Annotated in this window: 23 protein-coding genes; 5 read left to right on the top strand and 18 right to left on the bottom strand. The window is 34.4% G+C overall.

The features are described from left to right. The first annotated feature begins 4 nt into the window (after positions 1 to 4). From nadD to H6W53_RS17580, 4 genes are all read left to right on the top strand, one after another. The gene (nadD, locus tag H6W53_RS17595; protein ID WP_076391920.1) at positions 5 to 589 is read left to right on the top strand and encodes a nicotinate (nicotinamide) nucleotide adenylyltransferase; all 585 of its coding nucleotides are present in this window, start codon (positions 5 to 7) and stop codon (positions 587 to 589) included. Between the two features lie 79 nt (positions 590 to 668). Then, positions 669 to 1007: a DUF3817 domain-containing protein gene (locus tag H6W53_RS17590; RefSeq protein WP_185208643.1), complete on the top strand. Its 339-nt coding sequence runs from the start codon at positions 669 to 671 to the stop codon at positions 1005 to 1007. A 291-nt stretch (positions 1008 to 1298) separates the two neighbouring features. Continuing rightward, positions 1299 to 3560: a TonB-dependent receptor domain-containing protein gene (locus H6W53_RS17585; RefSeq protein ID WP_185208641.1), complete on the top strand. Its 2262-nt coding sequence runs from the start codon at positions 1299 to 1301 to the stop codon at positions 3558 to 3560. Between the two features lie 82 nt (positions 3561 to 3642). Then, positions 3643 to 4497, top strand: coding sequence for an alpha/beta hydrolase (locus tag H6W53_RS17580; RefSeq protein WP_185208638.1), 855 nt, complete (start codon positions 3643 to 3645; stop codon positions 4495 to 4497). Positions 4498 to 4530: 33 nt separating this feature from the next. On the opposite strand, the gene H6W53_RS17575 is transcribed toward H6W53_RS17580, so the two are convergent. The 13 genes from H6W53_RS17575 to H6W53_RS17515 all read right to left on the bottom strand — a co-directional run bounded on the left by H6W53_RS17575 (position 4531) and on the right by H6W53_RS17515 (position 15901). Further along, entirely contained in the window at positions 4531 to 6288 is a 1758-nt protein-coding gene (locus tag H6W53_RS17575; protein ID WP_185208636.1) for a discoidin domain-containing protein, read from the bottom strand. Positions 6289 to 6317: 29 nt separating this feature from the next. Continuing rightward, positions 6318 to 7343: a hypothetical protein gene (locus H6W53_RS17570; RefSeq protein WP_185208634.1), complete on the bottom strand. Its 1026-nt coding sequence runs from the start codon at positions 7341 to 7343 to the stop codon at positions 6318 to 6320. A gap of 69 nt (positions 7344 to 7412) precedes the next feature. After that, positions 7413 to 8900: an NAD(P)-binding protein gene (locus tag H6W53_RS17565; protein ID WP_228457827.1), complete on the bottom strand. Its 1488-nt coding sequence runs from the start codon at positions 8898 to 8900 to the stop codon at positions 7413 to 7415. A 121-nt stretch (positions 8901 to 9021) separates the two neighbouring features. Beyond that, positions 9022 to 9321, bottom strand: a complete 300-nt coding sequence (locus tag H6W53_RS17560; RefSeq protein ID WP_185208632.1) for a type II toxin-antitoxin system RelE/ParE family toxin — start codon at positions 9319 to 9321, stop codon at positions 9022 to 9024. Further along, entirely contained in the window at positions 9305 to 9643 is a 339-nt protein-coding gene (locus H6W53_RS17555; RefSeq protein ID WP_029297707.1) for a hypothetical protein, read from the bottom strand. Before H6W53_RS17555 ends, H6W53_RS17560 begins: the two co-directional genes overlap by 17 nt. A gap of 58 nt (positions 9644 to 9701) precedes the next feature. Beyond that, complete coding sequence (locus tag H6W53_RS17550) at positions 9702 to 11216, bottom strand: polyamine aminopropyltransferase (RefSeq protein WP_185208629.1); 1515 nt, start codon at positions 11214 to 11216, stop codon at positions 9702 to 9704. Then, a complete protein-coding gene (locus H6W53_RS17545; RefSeq protein ID WP_185208627.1) occupies positions 11209 to 11424 on the bottom strand; it encodes a DUF350 domain-containing protein in 216 nt (71 codons plus the stop codon). The genes H6W53_RS17550 and H6W53_RS17545 overlap by 8 nt, the downstream gene beginning before the upstream one ends. A gap of 11 nt (positions 11425 to 11435) precedes the next feature. Then, a complete protein-coding gene (locus H6W53_RS17540; RefSeq protein ID WP_185208625.1) occupies positions 11436 to 11633 on the bottom strand; it encodes a hypothetical protein in 198 nt (65 codons plus the stop codon). Between the two features lie 3 nt (positions 11634 to 11636). After that, complete coding sequence (locus tag H6W53_RS17535; protein WP_185208623.1) at positions 11637 to 13109, bottom strand: DUF4178 domain-containing protein; 1473 nt, start codon at positions 13107 to 13109, stop codon at positions 11637 to 11639. Positions 13110 to 13112: 3 nt separating this feature from the next. Further along, complete coding sequence (locus H6W53_RS17530) at positions 13113 to 13472, bottom strand: S-adenosylmethionine decarboxylase family protein (protein ID WP_076391896.1); 360 nt, start codon at positions 13470 to 13472, stop codon at positions 13113 to 13115. Positions 13473 to 13496: 24 nt separating this feature from the next. Beyond that, positions 13497 to 14420 carry a citrulline utilization hydrolase CtlX gene (gene ctlX / locus H6W53_RS17525; protein WP_185208621.1) on the bottom strand — a complete coding sequence of 308 codons (924 nt, stop codon included), beginning with the start codon at positions 14418 to 14420 and terminating at the stop codon, positions 13497 to 13499. Between the two features lie 82 nt (positions 14421 to 14502). Continuing rightward, positions 14503 to 14898 carry a four helix bundle protein gene (locus H6W53_RS17520; RefSeq protein WP_185208619.1) on the bottom strand — a complete coding sequence of 132 codons (396 nt, stop codon included), beginning with the start codon at positions 14896 to 14898 and terminating at the stop codon, positions 14503 to 14505. A gap of 88 nt (positions 14899 to 14986) precedes the next feature. Continuing rightward, positions 14987 to 15901 carry a dimethylarginine dimethylaminohydrolase family protein gene (locus tag H6W53_RS17515; RefSeq protein WP_185208617.1) on the bottom strand — a complete coding sequence of 305 codons (915 nt, stop codon included), beginning with the start codon at positions 15899 to 15901 and terminating at the stop codon, positions 14987 to 14989. 541 nt (positions 15902 to 16442) lie between these two features. Here H6W53_RS17515 and H6W53_RS17510 point away from each other — a divergent pair. Then, on the top strand, positions 16443 to 16874 hold the full coding sequence (locus H6W53_RS17510) for a hypothetical protein (RefSeq protein ID WP_185208615.1): 432 nt from the start codon (positions 16443 to 16445) through the stop codon (positions 16872 to 16874). A gap of 74 nt (positions 16875 to 16948) precedes the next feature. Here H6W53_RS17510 and H6W53_RS17505 read toward each other — a convergent pair whose 3' ends face one another. The 5 genes from H6W53_RS17505 to H6W53_RS17485 form a co-directional block, all read right to left on the bottom strand. Then, on the bottom strand, positions 16949 to 18235 hold the full coding sequence (locus H6W53_RS17505; protein WP_076391888.1) for a citrate synthase: 1287 nt from the start codon (positions 18233 to 18235) through the stop codon (positions 16949 to 16951). 90 nt (positions 18236 to 18325) lie between these two features. Continuing rightward, on the bottom strand, positions 18326 to 19618 hold the full coding sequence (eno, locus tag H6W53_RS17500; protein ID WP_076391886.1) for a phosphopyruvate hydratase: 1293 nt from the start codon (positions 19616 to 19618) through the stop codon (positions 18326 to 18328). Positions 19619 to 19741: 123 nt separating this feature from the next. Then, positions 19742 to 21493 carry a hypothetical protein gene (locus H6W53_RS17495; protein WP_185208613.1) on the bottom strand — a complete coding sequence of 584 codons (1752 nt, stop codon included), beginning with the start codon at positions 21491 to 21493 and terminating at the stop codon, positions 19742 to 19744. A 133-nt stretch (positions 21494 to 21626) separates the two neighbouring features. After that, positions 21627 to 22412, bottom strand: a complete 786-nt coding sequence (locus H6W53_RS17490; RefSeq protein ID WP_185208611.1) for a sensor histidine kinase — start codon at positions 22410 to 22412, stop codon at positions 21627 to 21629. A 579-nt stretch (positions 22413 to 22991) separates the two neighbouring features. Further along, complete coding sequence (locus H6W53_RS17485) at positions 22992 to 23723, bottom strand: hypothetical protein (protein WP_185208609.1); 732 nt, start codon at positions 23721 to 23723, stop codon at positions 22992 to 22994. Positions 23724 to 23727: the final 4 nt, after the last annotated feature.

The following is a 23727-nucleotide window of genomic DNA, read 5'->3' as shown; positions in this document are numbered from 1 at the left end:
TTTTATGAAAAAAATTGGTTTATTTTTCGGTTCGTTTAACCCGATTCATATTGGTCATTTAATTTTAGCCAATTATATTCTGGAAAATTCCGATATGGATGAATTGTGGTTTGTGGTAAGTCCGCAAAATCCTTTCAAAGAAAAAAAATCTTTGTTAAAAGATCATAACCGACTGGATATGGTGCAGCTTGCGGTAAAAAATTATCCGAGAATGCGTGCTTCAAATGTGGAGTTTTCGCTTCCACAGCCAAGTTATACGATTGACACGCTGACTTATCTTCATGAGAAATATCCTGACTATTCTTTTAGTTTAATCATGGGAGAAGATAATCTGGAAAGCCTTCACAAATGGAAAAATTCTGAAACTTTAATTAAAAATCATCACATCATTGTTTATCCGAGGGTTTTTGAAGGTGAAAAGAAAGATTCTGAATATCTTCAGCACGAAAATATTTCTCTAATCAACGCGCCGGTTATTGAGCTTTCCGCAACAGAAATCCGTAACATGATTAAAAGCGGAAAAAATGTAAGACCGATGCTTCCTCCCGAAGTTTTTGATTATTTGGATGGGAGCAGTTTTTATAAGTAATTTAGCTTTGATAAGCCGATGCAGGAAGATGGAAGCTGGAGGTTTCTTATTAGTCCTGAATTAATGATATGTAAAATTTATGAATTTCTTAGAAAAATTTTTCTTAAAATATCCTCAGGAAAAAATCATTAAGTGGTTTAAGAATATCTGCCTTGCAGAAGCCGTTTCGTGGTTTTTTCTTTTCACAGCAATGATCTGGATCCGTACCAATCCCGATGAAATTCTTCCTATTGTCTACATCAGTACCATCGGAAGTATTCACGGTTTCTTTTTTTCTCTTTATCTGATCTTTTTACCCGCGGTCAGAAAAATTTACGTGTGGGATGATGAAGACAGCGTTTTTGCCTTAATTGCCGCTTTCTTCCCGTTTGCCACCATCTGGATTGATAAAAAATTAGCCCGTTTCGACAGAGAATAAATTCAATAAAAAGAACCATTTCGGTTCTTTTTCTTTTTATTACACCATGACATTTCAGAAATTTTATCCCGAAATGTAATACAATCATGTTCAAAATTGTCTTATTGACAGCAAAGAAATAAAAGCAAAAAATTTAATCTAAAATTTTATTAACTGAAAATCAATTAGTTAAATTTTATTTAAAAACATTTTAAGTACTTTGTATTGCAAGATACTTAATTTATTACATATCTTTGCAATGTTAAATAATAACAAATACAAGCTATTAAAAACTCTCTAAAATTATAAAACATGAAAACGCCCATTCTTATCGCAGCTATATTCTTCAGTGGATTATCTTTCGCACAACAAACTAAAAAGGATACTGTAAAAACAAAAAGCATAGAAGGAGTTACTTTAACCAAACAGGTTTTCAAAAAACAAAGTGACCGTTTTGTATATGATGTTGCTGCATCTCCCATTGCAAAAGGAAATACAACGTTCGATATTCTGAAGCAGACTCCCCTTTTGTCTACAACAGATGATAAAACGTTAAAGATTGCAGGAAAGAACAATGCGCTGATCTACATTAACGGCAGAAAAAGCAATATGGATGCAGAATCTCTAGTTCAGTTTCTGAAAAATACACCCGCAGAAAATATCCAGAAAATTGAAGTGATCACGGTTCCGGGAAGTGAATATCAGGTGGAATCTTCCGATGGAATCATCAATATCGTGCTGAAGAAAAAAATGAGTGACGGAACCAGCGGAAACATGAGAATGTCTAATACCCAGAGTAAATACAATGCAAGCAACGCCAGTTTCTCTGTCAATTACAGAAAAGACAAACTGGGAATTAATGCGAATCTTAGTGGTGGCGAAAATATCAATCCGCAAGCATATGTTCTTAGAAACCGATCTGAAAATGTACAGAATGAATCTATAGGGAATATTGATGATCCGAACAAAAATTTAGGAGGATATCTGAATATTGATTATCAGTTGAATGACAAAAGTAATCTGGCTTTATCATGGAATACATGGGCAAACAAAAGTTACAATTCTACGATTGATCTGATGAACACGATTACAAAATATGATACTAACGGCAATATACTTTCAACCGCTTACACTAAAACCAAAAATAAAGAGGACGCAAGAAGTTACAACAATTCTGTAAATTTAAACTATGAAGTGAAGCTTGATTCTTTAGGAAGCAAACTGAACGTGAATGCGGCTTATCTTAATTATAAAAGATTTCAGTACACGAATAACAACACGCTGATTCAGGATGCGGCAGGAAATTTCACCCAAAACAGCAGCAAAATAATTCAGGATCTTCCGCAGGTTATCAATAATTTTTCCGGGACGATAGATTATATTCAGAAGTTTAAAAACGATTTTACGTTCTCTGCCGGAGGAAATTACAATAAAACAAAAACTGACAACGACACCAAAAACTATTCTTATCCATATGATCTTTCCGGTAACCAGTTAGCTTCTCAAAATGATTTTAACCATTTTGTTTACAATGAAAATATTTATGGGCTGTATGTAACTTTTGAAAAAAAGTTTTCGGATAAGTTTTCAGGAAAAATCGGAGCAAGATACGAAATCACGAACAGCTTAGGAACCGCAGACAGTTGGAAAAACAATGTAGAAACCAATCAGCAGATCGAAAGAAATTATAATAATCTTTTACCTTTTTTAAGCTTCAATTATGCTATTAATGATAAGAACAATATTTCCTATTCCTTTTCAAGCAGAATGAGAAGACCCAGCTTTTGGGAACTGAATCCTGTAAAAAATCTGATTACGGAAGATAATTATACCCAGAATAATCCTTTCGTAAAAGCATCTTCCACTTACAATCAGGAGTTAACATATATGTACAAAAATTCTTACTTCCTGATTTTGAATCATACCTATGAAAAAGACCAGATCACGCAGGTTCCGTTGCAGAGAAGCTATATCGATCCGAAAACCAATCAGAAAAGAGTTCAGTTAGCCTACATCAGAACCAATTTCGGAGACAAGCAGGAAATGTCTGCCATGCTGGGAATTCAGAAATCTTTATTCAAGCAATATCTTACATTAAACTTCAATGCGGGTGTTCAGTATAACATCAACAACGGAACATTAGATACAGATCCTACAACAGGACAGGTTTTTGACACTTATGTAAACAACAGAAAATCGGCAAGTATGTTGATTACCAGTAACAACACCATCCGTTTAGACAAAAAGAAAACATGGTTCTTAGGCGTAAATTTCTTCTATGTGGATAAACAGCAGATAGAACTTGGTATGCTGAAAAACTTAGCAAGTTTAGATCTGAACATTAAGAAAAACTGGAACGACTGGACTTTTGCGGTTAATCTGAATGATGTTTTAAGAACCAATGTCGTGGAAATTGAAGATTTACAGGCTTCCGGAAACTATAACTACATTAGAAACGACCAGTATAGAAGAAGCATTAATGTAAGCATTACTTACAATTTCGGAAACCAGAAAGTGAAAAAGGTAAGAAACATAGAAAGTGCTTCAGACGAAATTAAAAACAGAACAAGATAACAATCATTTCTTCATATAAATCATTTTTTGTGGTAAACTCGCTGAGAAATCGGCGAGTTTTTTTATTTTTAATTAAAATTCAATGATGAAGAGTCGTTTAATTGTTTTAACAGGTTTATTTCTTCTTACACTTTTAAATTGTAAACAAAACACCATTGACTTCGGAAATGGAAAATCTTTTACCATAGAAAAAAATGTTTCTTATGGAAAAGACAGGGAACAGAAAATGGACGTTTATACTCCTAAAGCTTCTTTAAAAGATAAAAACGTTTTCATCGTTATTCACGGAGGCGGTTGGCGTGGAGGAAGGAAATCTCAGCTTACAGATTTCACTTATGATCTGATGAAAAAATTTCCTGAACATATTTTTGTCAATCTGAATTATAGGCTTGCTTCATCTAAACGTTTTGCACTTCCCAGTCAAACGGATGATATTACCAGTGCTATGAACAATGTAGAAAAAACCTTAAAAATTCATCCCAAATATATTCTTCTCGGAAACAGCGCAGGCGGACATTTAGCAATGTTGTATGCTTATAAATTTGATTCGGACAGAAAGGTAAAAGCGGTTATCAATATCGTCGGTCCCACTGATCTGAACGATTCAGGATTTAAAAATTATGAAGATTATGCTTTCGTAGAAAAACATTTGATTGATCCTAAAATCGTTGACAGCAAAACAACGCTAATGGACTTTGGAAGTCCGGTTCACTGGATTACTCCAACTTCCGCTCCTACCCTTTCTTATTACGGAATTAATGACCATGTGGTTCCACTGTCTCAAAAGAAAACGCTGGACTCGGTTCTATCAGAAAATAAAGTGTATCATGAATCTTATGAATTTACCGGAGATCATCTCGGTTGGGATCAGTCTTCCAATGCAGATTTTCTGGTCAATAAAATTGAGGGATTTATGAAGAATATCGACAAAAAATAAACGCTCTGAAAATTCAAAGCGTTTATTAATATTTTATTCAGACTTAAAAATCTCCGATCTTTCTGAAACTCCATTCGCATTGAAAGCTTCGATCTGGAAATAATATGCATCCGTTCTGTCGGCTCCGGTGAAGAAATATTCGTTTTTTCCGTACACCATAATGCTTCCGTATAATTTATCCGGAGATTTTCCCCAATAAATAACATATCCGTCTGCATCGGAATTCTGCTGCCATTTCATCCAGATGCTTCTTCTTTCGCCGTATTTTTTAGGATCAGATCTCAACGGAACAAAATTCTGAACTTTTCCGGGAACAGTTCCTGCGCCTTTTCCAAAAACTCTGAATCCGCTTAATGCAAATTTTCCGGTTGGCATTTTCAGATTTTCCATTTTCAGAAATCTTGCTTTGGCAGGTTTTTCCAATTCTACATAATCATGAGGAACATCTTTGTTGTTTTTGCTTTTATCCACAATAACATTCCATTTTTTACCGTCATCGGAACCATAGATTTTATACTGATGCATTTTGCCCAGTGTTTTTCCCATAAACTCAACATCCTGATCGGCATAATTGATCTGAATGGCATTGATGGTAGAAACCTCTCCCAAATCCGTCTGAAACCATTCTCCGGAATTTCCCGTTTTGGCACTCCAGTACGTTTTAATATCTTCATCCACCGCATAATTAGAATGATAACCACCCAAAGTGGATGAAACCTGAACCGGCTTATTGTAATTCAGCAGCATCCAACCTGCAAAAAGTCCTTTAGAGAAATCTTTTCCCTGTGCATATTGTGGAAGATACGTTGGATAATCTCCGTAAGCCGTGTTGCAATACATTACATCATCTTTATCAAATCCGGCAGGCCAGATTCCCAAACGTCTTTCAAAATTATTTTTTGTTGAAATAAAAATGGTTGAAATATGCCACCAGTTTTTGTAATTGTCTTCAAAGGTTGCACCGTGTCCTGCTCCTCTCGCAAAACCTCCCGGTTTGTAAGAAAACGGATTATGCTGTTGATATTCAAAACCTTCCAAAGGCTTATTACTCACATACACTCCGTCCGAATATCCGCTAAACTCCGTTGCAGGAGCTCCATATTGCAAATAATATTTTCCGTTATGCTTCGTCATCCACGCTCCTTCTACAAAAGGCTGTAAGAAAACATTGTCATTATATTCCCCGAATCTTTCCCAACCGTGATCTTCCGGTTTTAACCTGATGGTCGGCTTTACAAAACCTTCGGACTGAAGGGTATTTACTTTTACTTCGGTTCCCAACAATGGCCATTCGTTGCTTGATCCCCAATACAAGTACAGCTTGTTTTTGTCTTCATCGTAATGAAATGCAGGATCCCATGCTCCGACTTTTAAAGTATCGACAGCAATTTTCCAGTCGTCTTTGGTGGGATTGGTACTTTTCCAGATCGGGAAATCCTGTTCCCATGTAGATCCGAAAACGTATAACGTATCTTTCATTGCCCAAACTGCAGGAGCGTTCAGATCATGGGTATATTTATTGTCTCTCAGAAATTTCCGGTGGACAAACTTCCAGTCGAGCATATCGTCGCTGTACCAGTATCCTTCCTGATTGGTGGAAAAAAGAAAGAGCTTATTTTTAAAATTAACAATCACCGGATCGGCTGTTGCACGGTGTTTTCCCTGTTTTGAAAAAACTTCGAACGGAGTATACCCGTAATCGATATTAATCGGGTTACAAAATGTCTTCTGCTGAGCATTTAAACTGAAAAATCCCAACAAAAGCATGAATGAAAGGAGGCACTTCTGCATTTTCATATGTTTTAACTTTGAGGACAAAATTAATTAACTTTTTTCGGTTTTCTCCAAATAAAGCCATCCAATAAGTAATGTGTAAGCTGAGGAACGACTAATAAAGGAACTAAAAACTGAAACCAGTCCAAAGAAACATTCAGATGTAATGAAAAATGTTCGTTCCAAACCAAAATTTCCCATAAAAACTCCTCGAAAAATGCAAAAGCAAGAATAACGAGAATAAATAAAAATATCCCGAAAGCAGATTTGAATAAAGAAAGACGGTTTAAATTTTGATCTTCTTTTTGCTTTATTTCTCTGATGTAAATTAAGGCGATATAAGGAATTCCGTGCGAAATAACATTCAGGAAAGTGAAAACCAAATCGTTGTTGAAATAAACAATTCCGAAATACCACGAAAGATAAGTCCCTAAAATTAAGGCGATTTTCGGAATATTAAATTGTCTGGTTTTAACAATTTCATAAATCGTTTTTACGATCCAAATCATTAAAATCCCGAAATATAAAATCTTAATGACTGGAATATAATCCGGAAGATTCTGAAACCAGTTGAATTCATTTTGGACAAACCAAGTAAAAGCTCTCGGTGTTTTAAACCAATACAGCATTGGAAAAATCGTGGCAGAATATACCGCAATTTCATCAGCTGTTTTACCCCAGTTATTAGGTTCAAATCTGGCATAAATTCTCATGAAACCATATTGCTGCCTGATAAAATGAAAAACAGCAATCAAAGCCAACACCGACCAAAAGGTAAGACTTCCGAACTGGTATAAAATCAACCCTAAAATCCAGCTCAATGCAGGAATTCCATAATACAACAGTTTTCTTTTCCTGACTTCTTCTTTAACGAAATACGTTTTAAATAACGTTGAATACACATGCGCAACATCTACGAAAACAATCAGGAAAAGCCATGTGTAAAAGGAATAATGATTTTCCAGTCCCTGAATCTGTTTCTGAAATAAGAAAACAATCAGCAAAATAATAAAAGGCGGCGACAGGATAAACCAGCCGTCTGTTTTTGCGTTATGGATCCAGGGTTGTTTCATTTTTATTTTTGGGAAACCTAACAGGTTTTAAAAACCTGTTAGGTTTGGTTTAAATTCATATTCAATTCATTAAGATCGCTGCATCTCTTTTGCGGTTCTCAATCCCTGATAAAATGCTTCTTCAAAAATTGAAATTCCTGAAAGATCAGAATGGGCAAAGAAAATTTTTCCGTCAACCGGCTGTTTTGCTTTTTCTGAATTTCCAAAAATCTGGTTCGGAACCGGCGCAATCATCGCATGACCGATTTTGTGAAACTGCATTTCGAGGATAAAATCTTCGATCATAGGATGGGCTTTTTTTAAATCTTCCAAAACAAGGCTTTTCAACTGTTCTTCTTTCAGACCGTATAATTTTTTTCTTGCTTTTTTACAGTCATTGGTAGAAAAACTTCTGTAGTACGTAATCACTTTTTCGCCCATAATCTGGTTTACATTCTGATGCTGATCGTAAATATAGCCTAAACCATCAGAACCGTAAATTACGTTATCCCAAGCCAATTCTTCATCTCCTCCGAAATCGTTTTGTAAAGTAATCGTTGTTAAAAGCCACGGAACATAGTTAAAATGTTCAGCCCTTTTATTGTTGAAAATTCTTTCGTTGACGAATTGAGGAGTCGCGAAAAGAACTTTTTCAGCCATGATTTTTTTTGTCTTTTTCTGAATATTGTCGAAACTTAAAACCTCAACATTTTTATCATTAATTTTAACATCAAAAACCAGATGATTCTGTAAAGATTTTTCTTTTGTATATTTTGAAAAATGTTTTGCCAAACGAGCATTTCCTTCCGGCCATGTGAAAACCTGATCTTTGTATTTTTTGCTCCAGTTGTTTTTTCTTCCCGCAAAATAATGAATTCCCGCCCAAGCCGAAACGTAATCGATTCCCAAACCGTAATCGTCGCGACAGGAATAATCTAACAGCCAGAGTAGCTCTTCAGAAGCAAAATTTTCGTGTTTCAGCCAGTTTTTGAAAATAATTTTCTCTAGTTGTAAAACCTCATCTTCCCGGCTGGAATCGTGAACCGGAATGGCAAACCAAAATTTTCCTTCCGCATCTTTTTTGTGCTGAAAGTGATCCATCATTTTAAAAAAACGGTCGAATTCCGCTTTTGCTTCTGAGGAAATTCCGTTTTGCGGAACGATATCATTTTGCCATGAATTTTTAAAAAACAACCGTTCCTGTTGCGGGAAAGTCATTTGATATTCATCTAAAATAGGATCACCGTTTTCATCGTTTCCCTGATACATTTTGCAATCTTTCAGAAATTGGATGATTTCAGTATTTTCTTTATTTGGCAATGGTAAATAATGCGCTCCCAGAGGAAATTTTGAAAATTTGTTCTGTCCGTTGGAAGAGTTTCCGCCTAAATGGTTTTCCATTTCGAGCAACAGATAATTGTTTTCCTGATTCTGACTGAAAAATCTACACGCCGAAAGTCCTGAAATTCCTCCGCCGACAACGAGGTATTTTGTGCGAATTTCTTCCGTAGGTTGAGGAAAATCTTTTGCCCAGAGTTTGTGCCCTAAAATATGATTGGTTCCGGTGATTTTTAGCAATAATGATTTGCCTTTTTTACTGCAATAGTGCAAAAAAGGAATCATGAGACTGCCCAAGAACATGGTTTTAAGGAAATCTTTTCTGGAAAATTGAGTGGGTTGAGCTGGCAAGATTTAATGGTTATTTTGAGATGCTTTCGTAGTTGTCTTCGGGATTCTGGAAATTGTTGATAACTCTGTGGATTCTCAACATATCATCCTGATAATCATAAATAATGTAGTTATGTTTCGTTACCAAATATTTCATAAAACCTGTATCTCTATATTTTTCAAAGTATACATTTTTTGAAAGTAGCATTTGAATAGCCTGATCATATTTATCCAAAAAATTTTCTAAAACCAGAACGCCCCATTGATCAAAAAGATAATCCTGAAGATTTTCAAAATCTTTCTTGGAAAGATCACTATATTCTACCCTCATTCTTACGCTGTTCTAATCTTGCACGAGCCTGCTTCATTAATTCCTGGTGAGATATTGTTCTCCCCATTCTGAAATCTTCTTCGGATCTTTTCAACGATTCTAAAATCTCTTCATGGGTTTCGTTTCTATAAACAGGTTCCATTACTTTAGCAATAGAAAGCAGTTCTTCGGAAGTAAATCTCTTTTCTTTCATTTTTTTGAAAAAGGTAGGTTTTTTAATTCCTGTTTTTTCGATAATGTAAGAAATTTTAAATGGTGAATCTTTCAGAATCTGATCGATGTTGTTCTGGATTTCTATATATTTTTCGATTTCAGCTATCATATTTTTACAATTTAAGTATCAATTTATGACACAAATATAATAAATAATTGACACTTTTCTATTGAACTTTACCCCATTCTTCATCAAAATACCGTACTAAAATCTGGTTATCCAATCGATTGACTTCGATATCTTTAGCCTTCATATCTTTTGTAAAGTAAGAAAGCTGTGAGAAATTGTAATCATAAAATTTCAGATTCGGAATTTTACGATAGATTTTATTGCTGATCGGCTCAAAAGAAGCCATTGAAAATCCCCATTCTCCGAATGACGGAACATACGTGTGATAAGCGGAAGTAAAAGGAAAGACCTCGTTAATTGTTTTCTCAATACACCAGAAAGATTTTGGAGCAAAATAGGGAGAAGTAGTCTGCACCACAATTTTTGTATCTAAAGTGGTGAGTCTTTCGAGTTCTCTGTAAAACTGTAAGGAATATAATTTTCCTAAACTGTAATTAGAAGGATCCGGAAAATCGATAATGATGACACCATACTTTTTTGAATTTTCTTTTACCCAAATATAAGCGTCTTTGTTGATTACTTTAAGTTTTGGATTGGATAAAGAGCTTTGGTTCAATTGGCGCATCGTTTCATTATTCCTGAAAAAATTTGTCATTTCTCCGTCTAAATCTACCAGAGTGATGTCTTTTACTTCTTTGTATTTTAAAACTTCACGAACTGCGAAACCGTCTCCACCGCCGAGAATTAAAATATGATCGATCTTTTTAGCCATCGACATCGCAGGATGAACCAACGCTTCGTGATAACGGTATTCGTCTACTGAAGAAAACTGCAGATTATTGTTCAAATATAATCTGAATTCGCGACTGTTTCGGGTTAAAACGATTCTCTGGTAAGGTGAACTTTTGGTGTAAACGACATTTTCACCATATAATTTTTCTTCTGAAAATGATAAAATTCTGTCTGAAAAGATAAAGAGAATAACAAGCAAAAGAAAGGCTCCGATTGATTTAACTCTTAATGAAACTGGTTTTGAAAGTTCATTTTTCAGATAAAAGCACAAAAATATGGCAATTGAAATATTAACCAAACCAAAAAATAAAGGCGTTTTTACGATTCCCAATTGCGGAATCAAGACCAGTGGAAATAAAATGGAAGCCAGCAATGCTCCGATATAATCAAATGCGAAAACATTGGATACCAAATCTTTGAACTGAACCCTGTCTTTTAAGATATTCATTAAAAGCGGAATTTCCACGCCGACCAGACAGCCAGTAAAAAACACAAAAAGGTATAAAACGGCTTCAAAATGAGCCAACGTATTAAACAGAATAAATAAAACCACAGAACTGATTCCGCCGATGATCCCGACCAGAATTTCAATTTCTATGAATTTATCAATTAAATTTCCTTTGATGAATTTGGCAAAATACGATCCGACTCCCATCGAAAAAAGATAGACTCCAATGATGAAGGAAAACTGTTTTACGGAATCGCCCAAAAGATAGCTCGCCAAAGCTCCCGCCACCAATTCGTAGATCAGTCCGCAGGTTGCGATGACAAACACCGAAAACATGAGCAGCAGTTCAAGAGGAATCCTCTTTTTATCCATGAATCGCTGCGCTTATGATAATTGAAATCCCGATGATAAATGCTCCGAAAATAATCGCCAAAGCAGTATTTTTATTGTGAGCGATTTCGTGCCATGTTTTTTCCGGCGTTAATTTTTCAATAATTAAATAACAAAACAGCAGGATTGCAATTCCTAAGAAGGAATAAATGACTGAATTGATGACCGGTAAAAAGTTGATCTGATCCATAATTTTAGATTTTATTTGTGATAGTATCTGTAATATCCCACTCCGGAAGAGTGGTGTCTTCTTGTGGTTCCGTCTCTGTAGGTTTCTGTTTTTTCGCAGTCGCAGAACTGGTTGCCGTCAAAAGTGAGATAAGTAAAACAGCCGACAAAAAAAACTCCAATGAGACAGAGAATCCAGTGTTCTTTTATGTAATTAATAATAGTTTCCATCGTTTATGAATAGGTGTAAGGTGAATTTGAACTGTTGAACCATTTTGATCTTTCGAAAGATTTTCTTCCGAACCAGACTGCTACAACAAACCCGATGATAAACAAAAGAATAAACACAAAATTCCTGAAGGAAACAGGAAGCCATTCTGCTTTAATTTTAACCGATTTGTTTTCGGTTAACTCTGGTGTTGTCGTTCCGGCTGCAAGATTGGTATTCAAAAGGGAGTCGATATCCGCTTTTCCTAATGTCTGATGAACAAACTGTCCGAGGCTGCTTACTGTGTCTTCCTTTATCATTTTAGAGTCTCCGAAAGCCGTTGTTTCCATCGTATTGTTGTTGGTAACATTAATGGTTCCGTTGTTATCTCTGGATAAGGTTAAACTTCCGTCTTGGGTCGCGTAATATGATGGAGGCATAACCTTTGGAGTTTCCTGTTTTTCTGCCGAAATAATAAAGTGGTATTTTCCGGGAGCAACTCCGCAGAAATTAAAACTTTCATTCTTTCTTCCTTCGCTCCAGTTTTCACCGTCTTCATAACCGTGGTATTCCTCGATGTCTTTTGAAGCAAACACAATTTCGTTGGTTTTCTCGTTCACCAATCCTAAACCGACATTTGCCCATGAATTATCCACATTGGAATATACCTCAACTTTTAACGGGGCAGAACCGCCTGATAAATCAAAGCTTTTGCTGACCATTTCTTTATTACGGACATCTGCAAAATTAATCTCCTGCTCAAAAACAGATTTATTGGTTCTCGTCCCAACGACATATAACTGAATCAGACTAATTAGTAATGCTGAAACCGCCATAATATTAATGGTGTGTTTTACATTTACATAAAACGGCTGAACAATTCCTATTCCTGAATAATTGGGAAGGTTAGAAATCCCGAACGCTTTTTTTACTTTGTATTTTGAGATGTGTTTGCCGAAGAAGAATTCAATTTTTCCCTTCGACTGCTCTTGGGAAATCATCTGAGTTGCATTCACATATTCCTTGTATGTTGCCAGTCCGAAATTCAGTTTATCTTCAAAAAAACCTGCAGCAGAATGAATGGTGCATTCTGTAGTTTCATACCACCGGTAATTTCTTCCGTGCATTTCCACTGCTTTTCCGTTCATCTTTTTCTTTACATCCATTGCATTAATGATATGAAGAAAAGTCCAGTGTCCATCACTCTCACTTAAGAAAGCATCTTCTCCTTTTGTATCTTTTAAATAATATTCTCTCCAAAAGATACTGGTTCCGTATTTTCGGATGATAATTCCGGTGACGGTATATTCTGTATTTTCTATGATTCCTTTCTGCCCGATATCCAATACAACATTTTCTGTAGGAACTTTAATGTGTTTCTGATGTTTATTATTTTCGACATCAATAAGATAAGAACAGGTCTTACAGACATATTCTTTTATATCGAAAGTAAGATCCAGCTTATTTCCGGATTCGCAGGCGGGACAAACGTAAAACATTTTTTATCTGTAAATTTTGTGTTTCTGAATGGTTTTAGCTTTAAAATATTCTATTACTTCATCTGCAATTTTTTCAACTTTTTCTGTGTTATCCTGCAGATAATTGCAGAGAAAAACATCAAAAGTAAGTTGTTTAAATTCCGGCCACGTATGAATACAAAGGTGAGATTCTTTAAGACAAACCGCGGAAGTAAAGCTTTTATTTTCAAAAATATGACTGGTAATTCCTACAATTTCCACGTCTTTTGTTGCGAGCATATCTCTGGTAAATGCCAAGAAACCGTCACCGTCTATTAACAAAGCTTCTGACTCCGTTTCCAAAGTCAGAAGAATATGTAAACCTTTGCTGGTTAATGATTCCAATTCAATGTATTTTCAGCAAATATATTATTTTTTTGGTAAGAAAACTTCTGCAAGCATACAACGTGCACTTCCGCCTCCGTTTACTTCAATCGTATTAAGATCAGAATAGATGATTTCACAGTATTTTTCAATCGCTGTAACCTGATCCTGATGTAAGGATTTATAAGCGGTTTCACTCATTACCAAAAATTTCTGTCCGTCTTTATTATTTACCTGAAGCATATTTCCGGCAAACTGCTGCATCTGCTCTTCAGAAATTTCAATAATTTCTTTTCCTGAATTTTTAATGGTTTCAATGACTTTGCTTCTTTCGAGTTCATCATCTATACAATCCAGACAGATTACCACAAATTTATCTGCTACACACATCATCACGTTGGTGTGGTAAATCGGAAGTCTTTCTTCTCCAACGGTTTGGAATGAATGGAAAACAACCGGCGTAAAACCATACTTCTCACAAAATTCTCTGAACAGGTTTTCATCCAGCCTTAAAGAAACCGAACCGTAAGCTATTTTGTTATCGTGATCGAAGATCATGCTTCCTGTTCCTTCCAAAAAGTATCCTTGGGTTTCAGGAAAAGACCAGTCATCGATTTCAGCGACTTCAAATCCCTGCTCTTTAATGGTTTCAATGATATCGTCTCTTCTTTCTACTCTTCTGTTGGAAGCAAACATCGGATATAAAACTACTTTTCCGTCTTTGTGAAAACTTACCCAGTTGTTCGGGAAAATTGAATCCGGAGTGTGAGGATCTAATGTATCTTTTACTGTGATGACGTTAATTCCTTTGCTTCTCAATCTTTCAACAAAAGCTTTAAATTCTGACAAAGCTTTAAACTGGGTATCGAAACCTTTCTGCTCTACCTGAAAATAATTGTTTTTTGCCGTTTCTGCATTAAATCCGAATGCAATCGGCTCTATCATTAGTACTGTATCTGTTGTCTGCATACTTTGGGTTTGAGGATGTTTTGGGTTTGAGAGTGTTTTGTGTTTTAGTGTTTTAGTGTTTTAGTGTTTTAGTGCAAAATTACTACTCATTCTTATTTTGTGAAAACGAACACCATTTTCCAGACTGACTCATCATATTGACCAACATCCCGATTATTTGATTGTATTGTTTATTTAAACTAATAAACTGTTCTTCTTTTATATATTTGCATTTCCATGCGTACAAGAGCCATGTTTGGGTTTCTCTTGCTTCTCCTTCAGAATCTGTAAGCTTTGCGACGAAAGATTTTTCATACTTTCTTTTTCCCCAAGCCTCGCTTATATTTGCCGAAACGGATCGTGACGAACGCCTTATTTGATCTGTAAGAGAGTAGAGTTCTTCTTTAGGAAAAGATTTTGTGAGTTCAAAAATTATCATCGCAAATTCTACTGACTTTTGAAACACCTTTAAATCTTGGTGAAATTTAATTGTTGACATCTTTGTATTTTAAGCTAAAATAGAAAAAATAACAACAACTCAGCCCCAAAACTCTCTAACTCTAAAACACTCAGACTCTCAAACTCAGCTACTCTCTAACAAGTGGCATTGTAGAGCATCTCAGTAATCCTCCCATTTTAGAAATCTCGCGGTACGGAATTTCTTCAACGGTCATTCCCCATTCGTTTCTGAGGTGATTGTTCATTCTTGTGAATGCTTTGTCGGAAACTACGATTTCAGGAGAGATTGAAAAAATATTCGGGAACATTTCGAACATTTCCTCCGCCGTAACGTGGAAACAGTTTTCTTCCCCGAAAATATCAATAATCAGGCGGTAATCGCTTTCGTCTACAAATCCGTCTTTGTAAATAATACATTTATCTTTTCCGATAGGATTGAATGTGCAGTCTAAATGTAAAATTCCTTCGTACGGTATTCTGTCGTTCTTTTTCAGTTCCAGATCGATGATTCTTTTTTTAGGAAAGTATTCTTTAAGAATTTCGATGGCGTATTCGTTGGTTCTTGCCGTTTTATAACTTCTGTAATCTTCACTGAAACACGTTCCGATGAACAGAAAATCGTCCCAGACAATAACATCTCCACCTTCAATGTGTGCTGTTTCCGGAAGATTAATTATTTTTCTCCACGCCACTTTTTCAAAAACCGTTTTATAAGCTTCCTGTTCGTCTGCACGGTCTGCAATAACATTGGAAATGATCATTTTATCATCGATTACAAAGGCAACATCTCTTGCAAAAACCTGATTGTAATCTGCAATGATGTCCGGACGAAGAACTTCTACGTCATATTTTTTTAAAACCGCTTCAAAAGCGTTCATTTCATGGATGATATCCGATTCTTTCGGATAGATGTTATTTTCGATAGAATGATACGATTTTGCATCATAACTTTCGTCTAATGTAGGAACTGCTCCCATTGAATTGGGTTGTCCTAAAACCACTGATTTCAGCCTGCCCGTTTCGTTTTTTATATTTAGCTTCATAAAGATTTATGCAATGCTACAAATATAAGTAAAGGACTGAATCTGGGAAACTTTTGTCCTGTTTTTAGGCGATCTGTGCAATATAAATCTATGAAATAATCTTCTTACAGTTTTTTACTTCAGCAGATTGATAGACTAAAGCATTTATTCACTTAAATAAGCGATTTTATCAGATAATTTTATTCACAATAATTGGTTATGAATTATTTTTTGATAAAATGTAAAAAGTTTTAATTAAAATTCCTACCTTAGTGATATAATTTCTGTAGAAATTAAAACATAAAACATTAACAATCAAACACCAAAACATCATGAACACAAAAAAAGCCGTGCTTTTAAAAGCACAAAAACTAGGAAGAGAACAGCAAAAATCGATTATCGGAGGAGCATCTGCTGCAAGACGCTGCTGCGAATATGATTATGAAACAGGCGCATGCACACTCTGGACTTGTGACAGATGTCAATGTCCATAACAGAAAATTAGACTTAAAGCCTGCTTTTGAAGCAGGTTTTATTTTTTATGTTATTTTTGTACTTTATCATGAAAAAATCCGATAAATTTTTACACACTATCTGTATAGCAAAAATTAAACGAAGTACAATACAGCCTTATGATTTTAAGTGGACTCAATTCTATGAAGATGATTCAAAAGAATTGTTTAGAGATTATCCAATTGAATTACTTGACGAAGAACGAATCATCTGCTCCACAATTATAAATGAAGATAATTTCAGTTTTTTAACTACCAAGAAACTCATCACTTTAAAAAGCGGTAGACTTTCTTTGGGAAGTTGTATTAATGCAACTGATAAATTATATGGAGAATTCAAAAATAAAACAAAAGACTTCTCCTTAGGTTCAGTAGAATTAGAAAATGGCGAAATTTTAGAATATTTTATTGAAACAGGAAGAGCTTCGATGATAATGATTCAAGGAGTAAGGACACTTATACAAATACAGCAGTATAAATAAAACGATTTCTAAAACTGAGAAACAAAAAACTCCCAAAGCAAGCTTTGGGAGTTTTTTATATTTTACGACACTGATTATCTGTTAACCATATCGATATAGTCTCTTTTTGGAGCCCCTTGATAAACCTGTCTTGGTCTTCCAATCGGATCTCCTTTCAGTCTCATTTCTTTCCACTGAGAAATCCATCCCGGAAGTCTTCCTAATGCGAACATTACGGTGAACATTTCTGTAGGAATTCCTAATGCTCTGTAAATAATTCCTGAATAGAAATCTACGTTTGGATATAGTTTTCTTTCTACGAAGTATTCGTCTTCAAGAGCTACTCTTTCCAACTGCATTGCAATATCAAGCGCTTTATCCTGAATTCCTAATGCATTAAGAATATCGTCAGCAGCTTTCTTGATGATTTTTGCTCTCGGATCGAAGTTTTTGTATACTCTGTGTCCGAATCCCATTAAACGGAAGTTATCGTTTTTATCTTTTGCTTTCGCAATGTATTTAGACACATCTCCTCCATCTTTTTCAATCAGTTCAAGCATTTCGATAACTGCCTGGTTTGCTCCACCGTGAAGTGGTCCCCAAAGTGCAGAAACCCCTGCAGAAACTGAAGCGAATAGACCTGTATGCGCAGAACCTACCATTCTTACTGTAGAAGTAGAACAGTTTTGCTCGTGATCTGCGTGAAGAATTAATAGTTTATCTAAAGCACCTACAACAACAGGATCGATTTCAAATTCCTGATTTGGCATTCTGAAAGCCATTTTGTAGAAGTTTTCTACATAGTTCAGGCTGTTGTCTCCATGATTAAGAGGCAATCCCTGAGTTTTTCTGTACGTCCATGCGCAAAGGTGAGAGAATTTTGCAATTAACAATTCTGCAGCATGATCCATTTCTTCTTTAGAGTTTACATTAACCGCTTTTGGATTAAACGCTGTTAACGCAGAAGTTAAAGAAGATAAAACTCCCATTGGATGAGCAGAACGAGGGAAAGCATCCATGATCTTTTTCATCTCCTCTGCTACGAAATTATATTTTTTAATGTTTGATTCGAAAGAATTGTACTGATCCTGAGAAGGCAATTCACCGTGTAATAAAAGGTACATCACTTCTGTGAAGTTGGATTTCTCGGCAATCTGCTCGATCGGATATCCTCTGTAGAATAATTCTCCTTTGTCTCCGTCTAAGTAAGTGATGTCACTAAGTGTAGCTCCGGTGTTCTTATACCCTAAATCAAGAGTGATTAGACCTGTCTGGTCTCTTAATTTTGAAATATCGATTCCTCTGTCTCCGATAGTACTATCCACAATTGGATATTCATATGAATTACCGTCGTAATTCAATATTACCTTGTTGTCTGACATTATTTAATTTATTTTTTTCTAAATATACTACTTATTACAAAATACGGCAAACTAAAAATTTCGCTTGCCGTTATTTATAAATTCGATTAATTATCTTTTGATTTTAAAAGCATCTAAGCCTGGGAAAACTGCGGTTTCACCAAGAGCTTCTTCAATTCTCAACAATTGGTTGTATTTCGCCATTCTGTCTGATCTTGAAGCGGATCCTGTTTTAATCTGTCCACAATTCATTGCTACTGCTAAATCTGCGATTGTAGAGTCTTCAGTTTCTCCTGATCTGTGAGACATTACAGAAGTGAATCTGTTGTTCTGCGCCATTTGTACCGCTGCCATTGTTTCAGAAAGAGATCCGATCTGGTTTACTTTTACCAAGATTGAGTTTGCAATTCCTTCTTTTACTCCTCTTGACAGTCTTTCAACATTGGTTACGAATAAATCGTCTCCTACCAACTGTACTCTGTCTCCGATTTTATCGGTTAACATTTTCCAGCCTTCCCAGTCATTTTCCTGCATTCCGTCTTCAATTGAAATGATCGGATATTTGGCTGCCAATTCAGCAAGATATGAAACCTGCTCGCTGCTTGAGAACTGAGCGGCATCCGGCGTCTGGAATTTTCTGTAATCGTAGATTCCGTCTTTGTAGAATTCAGAAGCAGCACAGTCAAGAGCCAACATAATATCGTCACCCGGCTTATAACCTGCTTTTTCAATAGCCTGAAGTAAAGTATCCAAAGCATCTTCTGTTCCTTTGAACGTTGGTGCGAAACCTCCTTCATCACCTACCGCAGTAGACAAACCTCTTGAGTGAAGAATGGATTTAAGGTTGTGGAAAATTTCCGTTCCTTTTCTCAATGCGTGAGAGAAAGAATCTGCTTTTACCGGCATGATCATAAATTCCTGAAACGCAATCGGCGCATCGGAGTGAGAACCTCCGTTAATCACGTTCATCATCGGAACAGGAAGGGTGTTTGCATTTACACCGCCAACATATTTGTACAAAGGCATTTTCAATTCTGCTGCTGCTGCTTTAGCTGCTGCCAAAGAAACACCAAGAATTGCATTTGCTCCAAGATTTCCTTTATTATTGGTTCCATCAAGATCGATCATAATCTGGTCGATAAGATTCTGATCGTATACAGGAAGACCTACCAACTCTGGCGCAATCACTTCTCTTACATTCTCAACCGCTTTAAGAACTCCTTTCCCCATATATTCTGAACCGCCGTCGCGCAATTCCACCGCTTCATGTTCTCCTGTAGAAGCTCCGGAAGGTACTGCAGCGCGTCCCATCGCACCACTTTCCGTGAATACATCTACTTCAACTGTAGGATTTCCTCTTGAATCCAAAATTTGTCTCGCTTCTATGTAAGAAATGTAACTCATTGTTCGTTTTTTTATAGTTCAGACAAATTTAATCAATTTTTAACTTTTTAAAGCAAATGAATGAGAATTTATGGGGTTATTGTGAGTTAAATTTTAGTTAATTTTAAAGATTATTAAAAGTTATTACTGTGCAAATTTCATGGATGACTGTTGTTTTTGAGTAAGATTATAAGTAATTCCAAAAAATGCCCCTACTCTGAAGTTTTTTGTTAATAAATCTTCATCGGCGATTTTTGAATCGAGTTTATGTCCTTCTTTATAGTTTGATTTTAATTCATCAACAGAGCGAAAAGATGGCCCTGCAGTTAAAATGAATTTATTTTTTTTCCCAAATAAAATACTAAAGCCAGGAAAAAGAGAATTAAAACTAAAATTTGTTCCAAAGGATGTTCCCAAAGAAACACCATAAGCAATATTGCATGGGGTTCTAAAACTTGCATGAAACATAGCGGCAATGGTTGGATTAAATTTATTATTATTCATTCTCTGTACAATATTTTCGTCAGTTAATGTATATTTTTTATCCGTTGTAAAGAAATCGAAAACTGTTCCTATACTAAAGTCAAAACGAATACCTCCTTTTATATATTCTTTGTAAACAAAACTTTTATCATTATCTACATGAAAAGTATCTTCCATGTTTCTTTTACTTCTGATTTTCACATCAAATTCAAGATAATCTTCTTCCCCTTGAATAGGAGCCGAAACATATTCATAAGTTGATTGTTTTCTTAACAATCTATCTAAAATTTCTACTTGATTTAGTTTTTTTGATAAATTAATCTTTTGAACAACCTCGTCTATATTTCTAACTGATTTTTGCATACGGTCAATATCTTTCATTATATTTAATTTTACCACATCCTTGTCATTCAAGCTTTCCAGATTAAAGTTTAAAAAAATTGTGAACAAATTTAAGTCCTGTAAAATCTCCAAATATTCTCTTCGATAGCTATTAAATGTTTTATATGCTCCATTTAAGTTTTTTTTATTTAACAAAAATGTAGTCTCTAATTGAGGAATAATTTCACATTTTGAGTCATCTTTATTTTGATTTTTTAAAATATTCTGATACATATTATAATTAAGCTCCGATGAAATAACCTTATCTATATAATTATTATAATTCTGATTTAGTTTAATAATCTCTCTGGCATTTTTTTCAAATAGCGCATATTTATTGTTTAGTTTTAAGATTTTATCTGATATTATTATTTTAAATACTTCTGCATCTTCTGACGCTTTAATAATATTAGATATTTGAAGTTCTTTTAGTTTTTGTAGCTTTTGATTTTTAAGTAGTTCTTCCTGTAGTCTCGTAATTTCTCTACTGTTATTATCTTTAGAGCTTTCCATTGTATTCTCTAAACTTTCAATTTTCATTTTAATAGTATTTTGCTCCAATGTTAGTGTATCTTTTTCCACTATCTGTTGCTTGATATTTCTAACATTAGTTTTATTTGTATTACTAGTTTTACTTTCTATACTTGATAAGAAAATACCTTGCTCAAAAGAATACTGTTCTTGAATTTTGTAATAATTCATTTGTTGAACCTCAGAGATAACCGTACTTAACTCTTCTTTATCAGTATTTTGATAGGAGATAGTTTTATCATTACTTTTTACATTAATACGATAGAAGAATGGATTAATATTTTTAATTTTAATAGCAACAGGCTCATTTCTTCTAACTTGAATTTTCTTCTCATCAAATTTCCCAGACGCAAAATCATATACTATGAGTTTCGTCAACCCTTCTATAAGAGGCTTACTTTCTTTGCAAGTCTCTTTTTGTGGCACGGCTAGACTATCTTGAGCACTTAAACTATTCACTAATAGAAAAAATAATGTTAATAATAAAATTTTAGTTTTCATGGCTATTAATTTTTAAGTTTGTCCTTCAAAGTTCCTTTAAAAACAAACTTCTGTCAATTACACAAATGGGTGATTTAACACAAAAAACAGCACCATAAAAATGATGCTGTCTGTATTCAATATTTAAAATTTACTATAAATCGATTCTGAAAAACAGATGTGTTCCGTTTTCCGTGGTGACTTCGCAGTGTCCATTTTGTTCCTGCATTCTCCGTTTCATATTTCGAAGTCCGTTTCCTTCTGATTTTTCGTGGTTAATTCCTATTCCGTTGTCGGAGATTTTCATCATGAATTCTTTGTCTTTCTGGATGAATGACAATTTAATCTGATTGGACTGGCTGTGTTTGTAAGCATTGTTCAAAGCCTCTTTTAAACATAGAAATAAATTTCGTCTCTGTTCTGTAGTGATTACTGTTTCCAAAACAACGTCTTCGCTTTCTGTAAGCAGGAGAATTTTTGTTTTTTTCAAAAAATTTTGTGCATACATCTTTGAATAATCGATGAAGCTTCCCAAAGTATCGTTTCCTGAATTGAGACTCCAAAGCATTTCCCGCATGGAAAGATTCATTTCTTCGGAGGTTTTCAGGAGTTCGTCGATGTCATTTTTCAGATCATCATTTTCGGCTCGTTGTTTTAAAAATTCTGCCTGAAGTTTTAGAGCTGAAATTCCTGCACCGAGATCATCGTGCATATCGTGGGAAATTCTTTCCCGCTCTGCTTCAATGGATTTTTGTTTTTCGAGTTCTTTTTGGAGGAGCTGGTTTTGGTGTTCGGATTCTTTGAGCTGGTTTTCTTTGAGGTTTAGTAGCTGCCGCTTGTTATATGTAATAACAACAAAAATAATAAATGCAACAAAAGATAACATTACAATAATAGCAACGATATATATTTGTTTTATTTCATTTGGTAGTTGATTCATTTTTCACATAATAAACCTCTAAACATTAGAATATATGTAAACATTGTTACTCCCTGATATGCCCTATTAACAATTTCTAAGAAACCAATATCATTATTAGCAAAGAAATACATAGGAATTATTCTAAATAAAAAAGTAATACTCCAAAGTAAAATACTTATACTTATCCAAAAACTCATTTTCTTATAAATTCTTATATTGTCGGGAGCTTTTATTTGTTGAATAAACCAATTCATGCTTAAAAAGATATAAACTAGACTTTGAAATATATTAAGATTTCCTCCAAAAATATTTTCTTTAAAAATAAAATATAAGCACAACAAGCAACTTATAATCCATAAAATAATAAAATAACTTTTTTTTCCAACTATCTCCTTGTAATAATATCCGTAAAAAAAAATTAAATATAAAAGATTTGCCCAATTATAAGAATATATTTTTAAATATTTAAAATATATTAAATTTTCAATCGTAAATATTATGAAGAAATATATCCATAAACCTCTTTGTCTTGGCGTTTTTAGATATATTGAAACTGTAAGACAAAGAAGAATTATAAAAATGTAAGCCTGAAACATTTTAACATGTACTTGGTGGGTTTAAACAAAAAGTATCATAATAATCGGATATTGAAGGGTAAAGAATCTCTAAAAGATCATCCGAAAATGCCATTAATAATGTCATTCTATGTAAATACGCCCCAGTGGTAGTTGACAAGGCAGGTAAAAACATTATATAGTCTGGATAGCGACCTCCAAAATGCTCAAAATGATCTTTAAACTTAATTGTAATATATTGAGTATTTTCATAAGAATTTCCGTCATTAATTAAATCTGTTAATGATTTATCAAAATATTTTTTTAAACCATTCTGTGGATCCCTAAATAGATTAAAAGTTTTATCATATTGATCTTGAGTAATTTCTACAGCGTCAAAATCATCTAAAAGAAAATAATACTTATTATCAGGATCTATATAAACAATATTAAAATTATCTCCTAATTGCACTAAACTTAACTTAATATCCTTTTTATTTAATAATGAGTTATTAAATACAGCGGATTTAATTGTAAATCCTTCTAATAAGCTCCCATAATCTTTAAGATATTTAAAATTATCTTTATATTTTCGTCTCATATTTGGAGCATCTGTTATAGGATTTTGAACAGTTCTTTCTACATCATATAACAATATTTTTGATCGCTCATTTAATAGATATCTTTCAAAACCTTGATAATTAATCTCGTCAATTCTAAATTTGATTTTTGTTTTAATGTCTTCAAATTTTTCTAAAGTTTCATTATCTGCCATAATT

The organism is Chryseobacterium sp. C3 (assembly GCF_014218905.1).
GTDB lineage: Bacteria > Bacteroidota > Bacteroidia > Flavobacteriales > Weeksellaceae > Chryseobacterium > Chryseobacterium mucoviscidosis.
This window is presented reverse-complemented; position numbering and strand designations above follow the sequence as displayed.

Bases quoted from the DNA above. Each gene is read 5' to 3' on its own strand.
- nadD (WP_076391920.1), top strand. From the start codon at position 5: ATGAAAAAAATTGGTTTATTTTTCGGTTCGTTTAACCCGATTCATATT.
- H6W53_RS17590 (WP_185208643.1), top strand. From the start codon at position 669: ATGAATTTCTTAGAAAAATTTTTCTTAAAATATCCTCAGGAAAAAATC.
- H6W53_RS17585 (WP_185208641.1), top strand. From the start codon at position 1,299: ATGAAAACGCCCATTCTTATCGCAGCTATATTCTTCAGTGGATTATCT.
- H6W53_RS17580 (WP_185208638.1), top strand. From the start codon at position 3,643: ATGATGAAGAGTCGTTTAATTGTTTTAACAGGTTTATTTCTTCTTACA.
- H6W53_RS17575 (WP_185208636.1), bottom strand. From the start codon at position 6,288: ATGCAGAAGTGCCTCCTTTCATTCATGCTTTTGTTGGGATTTTTCAGT.
- H6W53_RS17570 (WP_185208634.1), bottom strand. From the start codon at position 7,343: ATGAAACAACCCTGGATCCATAACGCAAAAACAGACGGCTGGTTTATC.
- H6W53_RS17560 (WP_185208632.1), bottom strand. From the start codon at position 9,321: ATGAGGGTAGAATATAGTGATCTTTCCAAGAAAGATTTTGAAAATCTT.
- H6W53_RS17555 (WP_029297707.1), bottom strand. From the start codon at position 9,643: ATGATAGCTGAAATCGAAAAATATATAGAAATCCAGAACAACATCGAT.
- H6W53_RS17550 (WP_185208629.1), bottom strand. From the start codon at position 11,216: ATGGATAAAAAGAGGATTCCTCTTGAACTGCTGCTCATGTTTTCGGTG.
- H6W53_RS17545 (WP_185208627.1), bottom strand. From the start codon at position 11,424: ATGGATCAGATCAACTTTTTACCGGTCATCAATTCAGTCATTTATTCC.
- H6W53_RS17540 (WP_185208625.1), bottom strand. From the start codon at position 11,633: ATGGAAACTATTATTAATTACATAAAAGAACACTGGATTCTCTGTCTC.
- H6W53_RS17535 (WP_185208623.1), bottom strand. From the start codon at position 13,109: ATGTTTTACGTTTGTCCCGCCTGCGAATCCGGAAATAAGCTGGATCTT.
- ctlX (WP_185208621.1), bottom strand. From the start codon at position 14,420: ATGCAGACAACAGATACAGTACTAATGATAGAGCCGATTGCATTCGGA.
- H6W53_RS17520 (WP_185208619.1), bottom strand. From the start codon at position 14,898: ATGTCAACAATTAAATTTCACCAAGATTTAAAGGTGTTTCAAAAGTCA.
- H6W53_RS17515 (WP_185208617.1), bottom strand. From the start codon at position 15,901: ATGAAGCTAAATATAAAAAACGAAACGGGCAGGCTGAAATCAGTGGTT.
- H6W53_RS17510 (WP_185208615.1), top strand. From the start codon at position 16,443: ATGAAAAAATCCGATAAATTTTTACACACTATCTGTATAGCAAAAATT.
- H6W53_RS17505 (WP_076391888.1), bottom strand. From the start codon at position 18,235: ATGTCAGACAACAAGGTAATATTGAATTACGACGGTAATTCATATGAA.
- eno (WP_076391886.1), bottom strand. From the start codon at position 19,618: ATGAGTTACATTTCTTACATAGAAGCGAGACAAATTTTGGATTCAAGA.
- H6W53_RS17495 (WP_185208613.1), bottom strand. From the start codon at position 21,493: ATGAAAACTAAAATTTTATTATTAACATTATTTTTTCTATTAGTGAAT.
- H6W53_RS17490 (WP_185208611.1), bottom strand. From the start codon at position 22,412: ATGAATCAACTACCAAATGAAATAAAACAAATATATATCGTTGCTATT.
- H6W53_RS17485 (WP_185208609.1), bottom strand. From the start codon at position 23,723: ATGGCAGATAATGAAACTTTAGAAAAATTTGAAGACATTAAAACAAAA.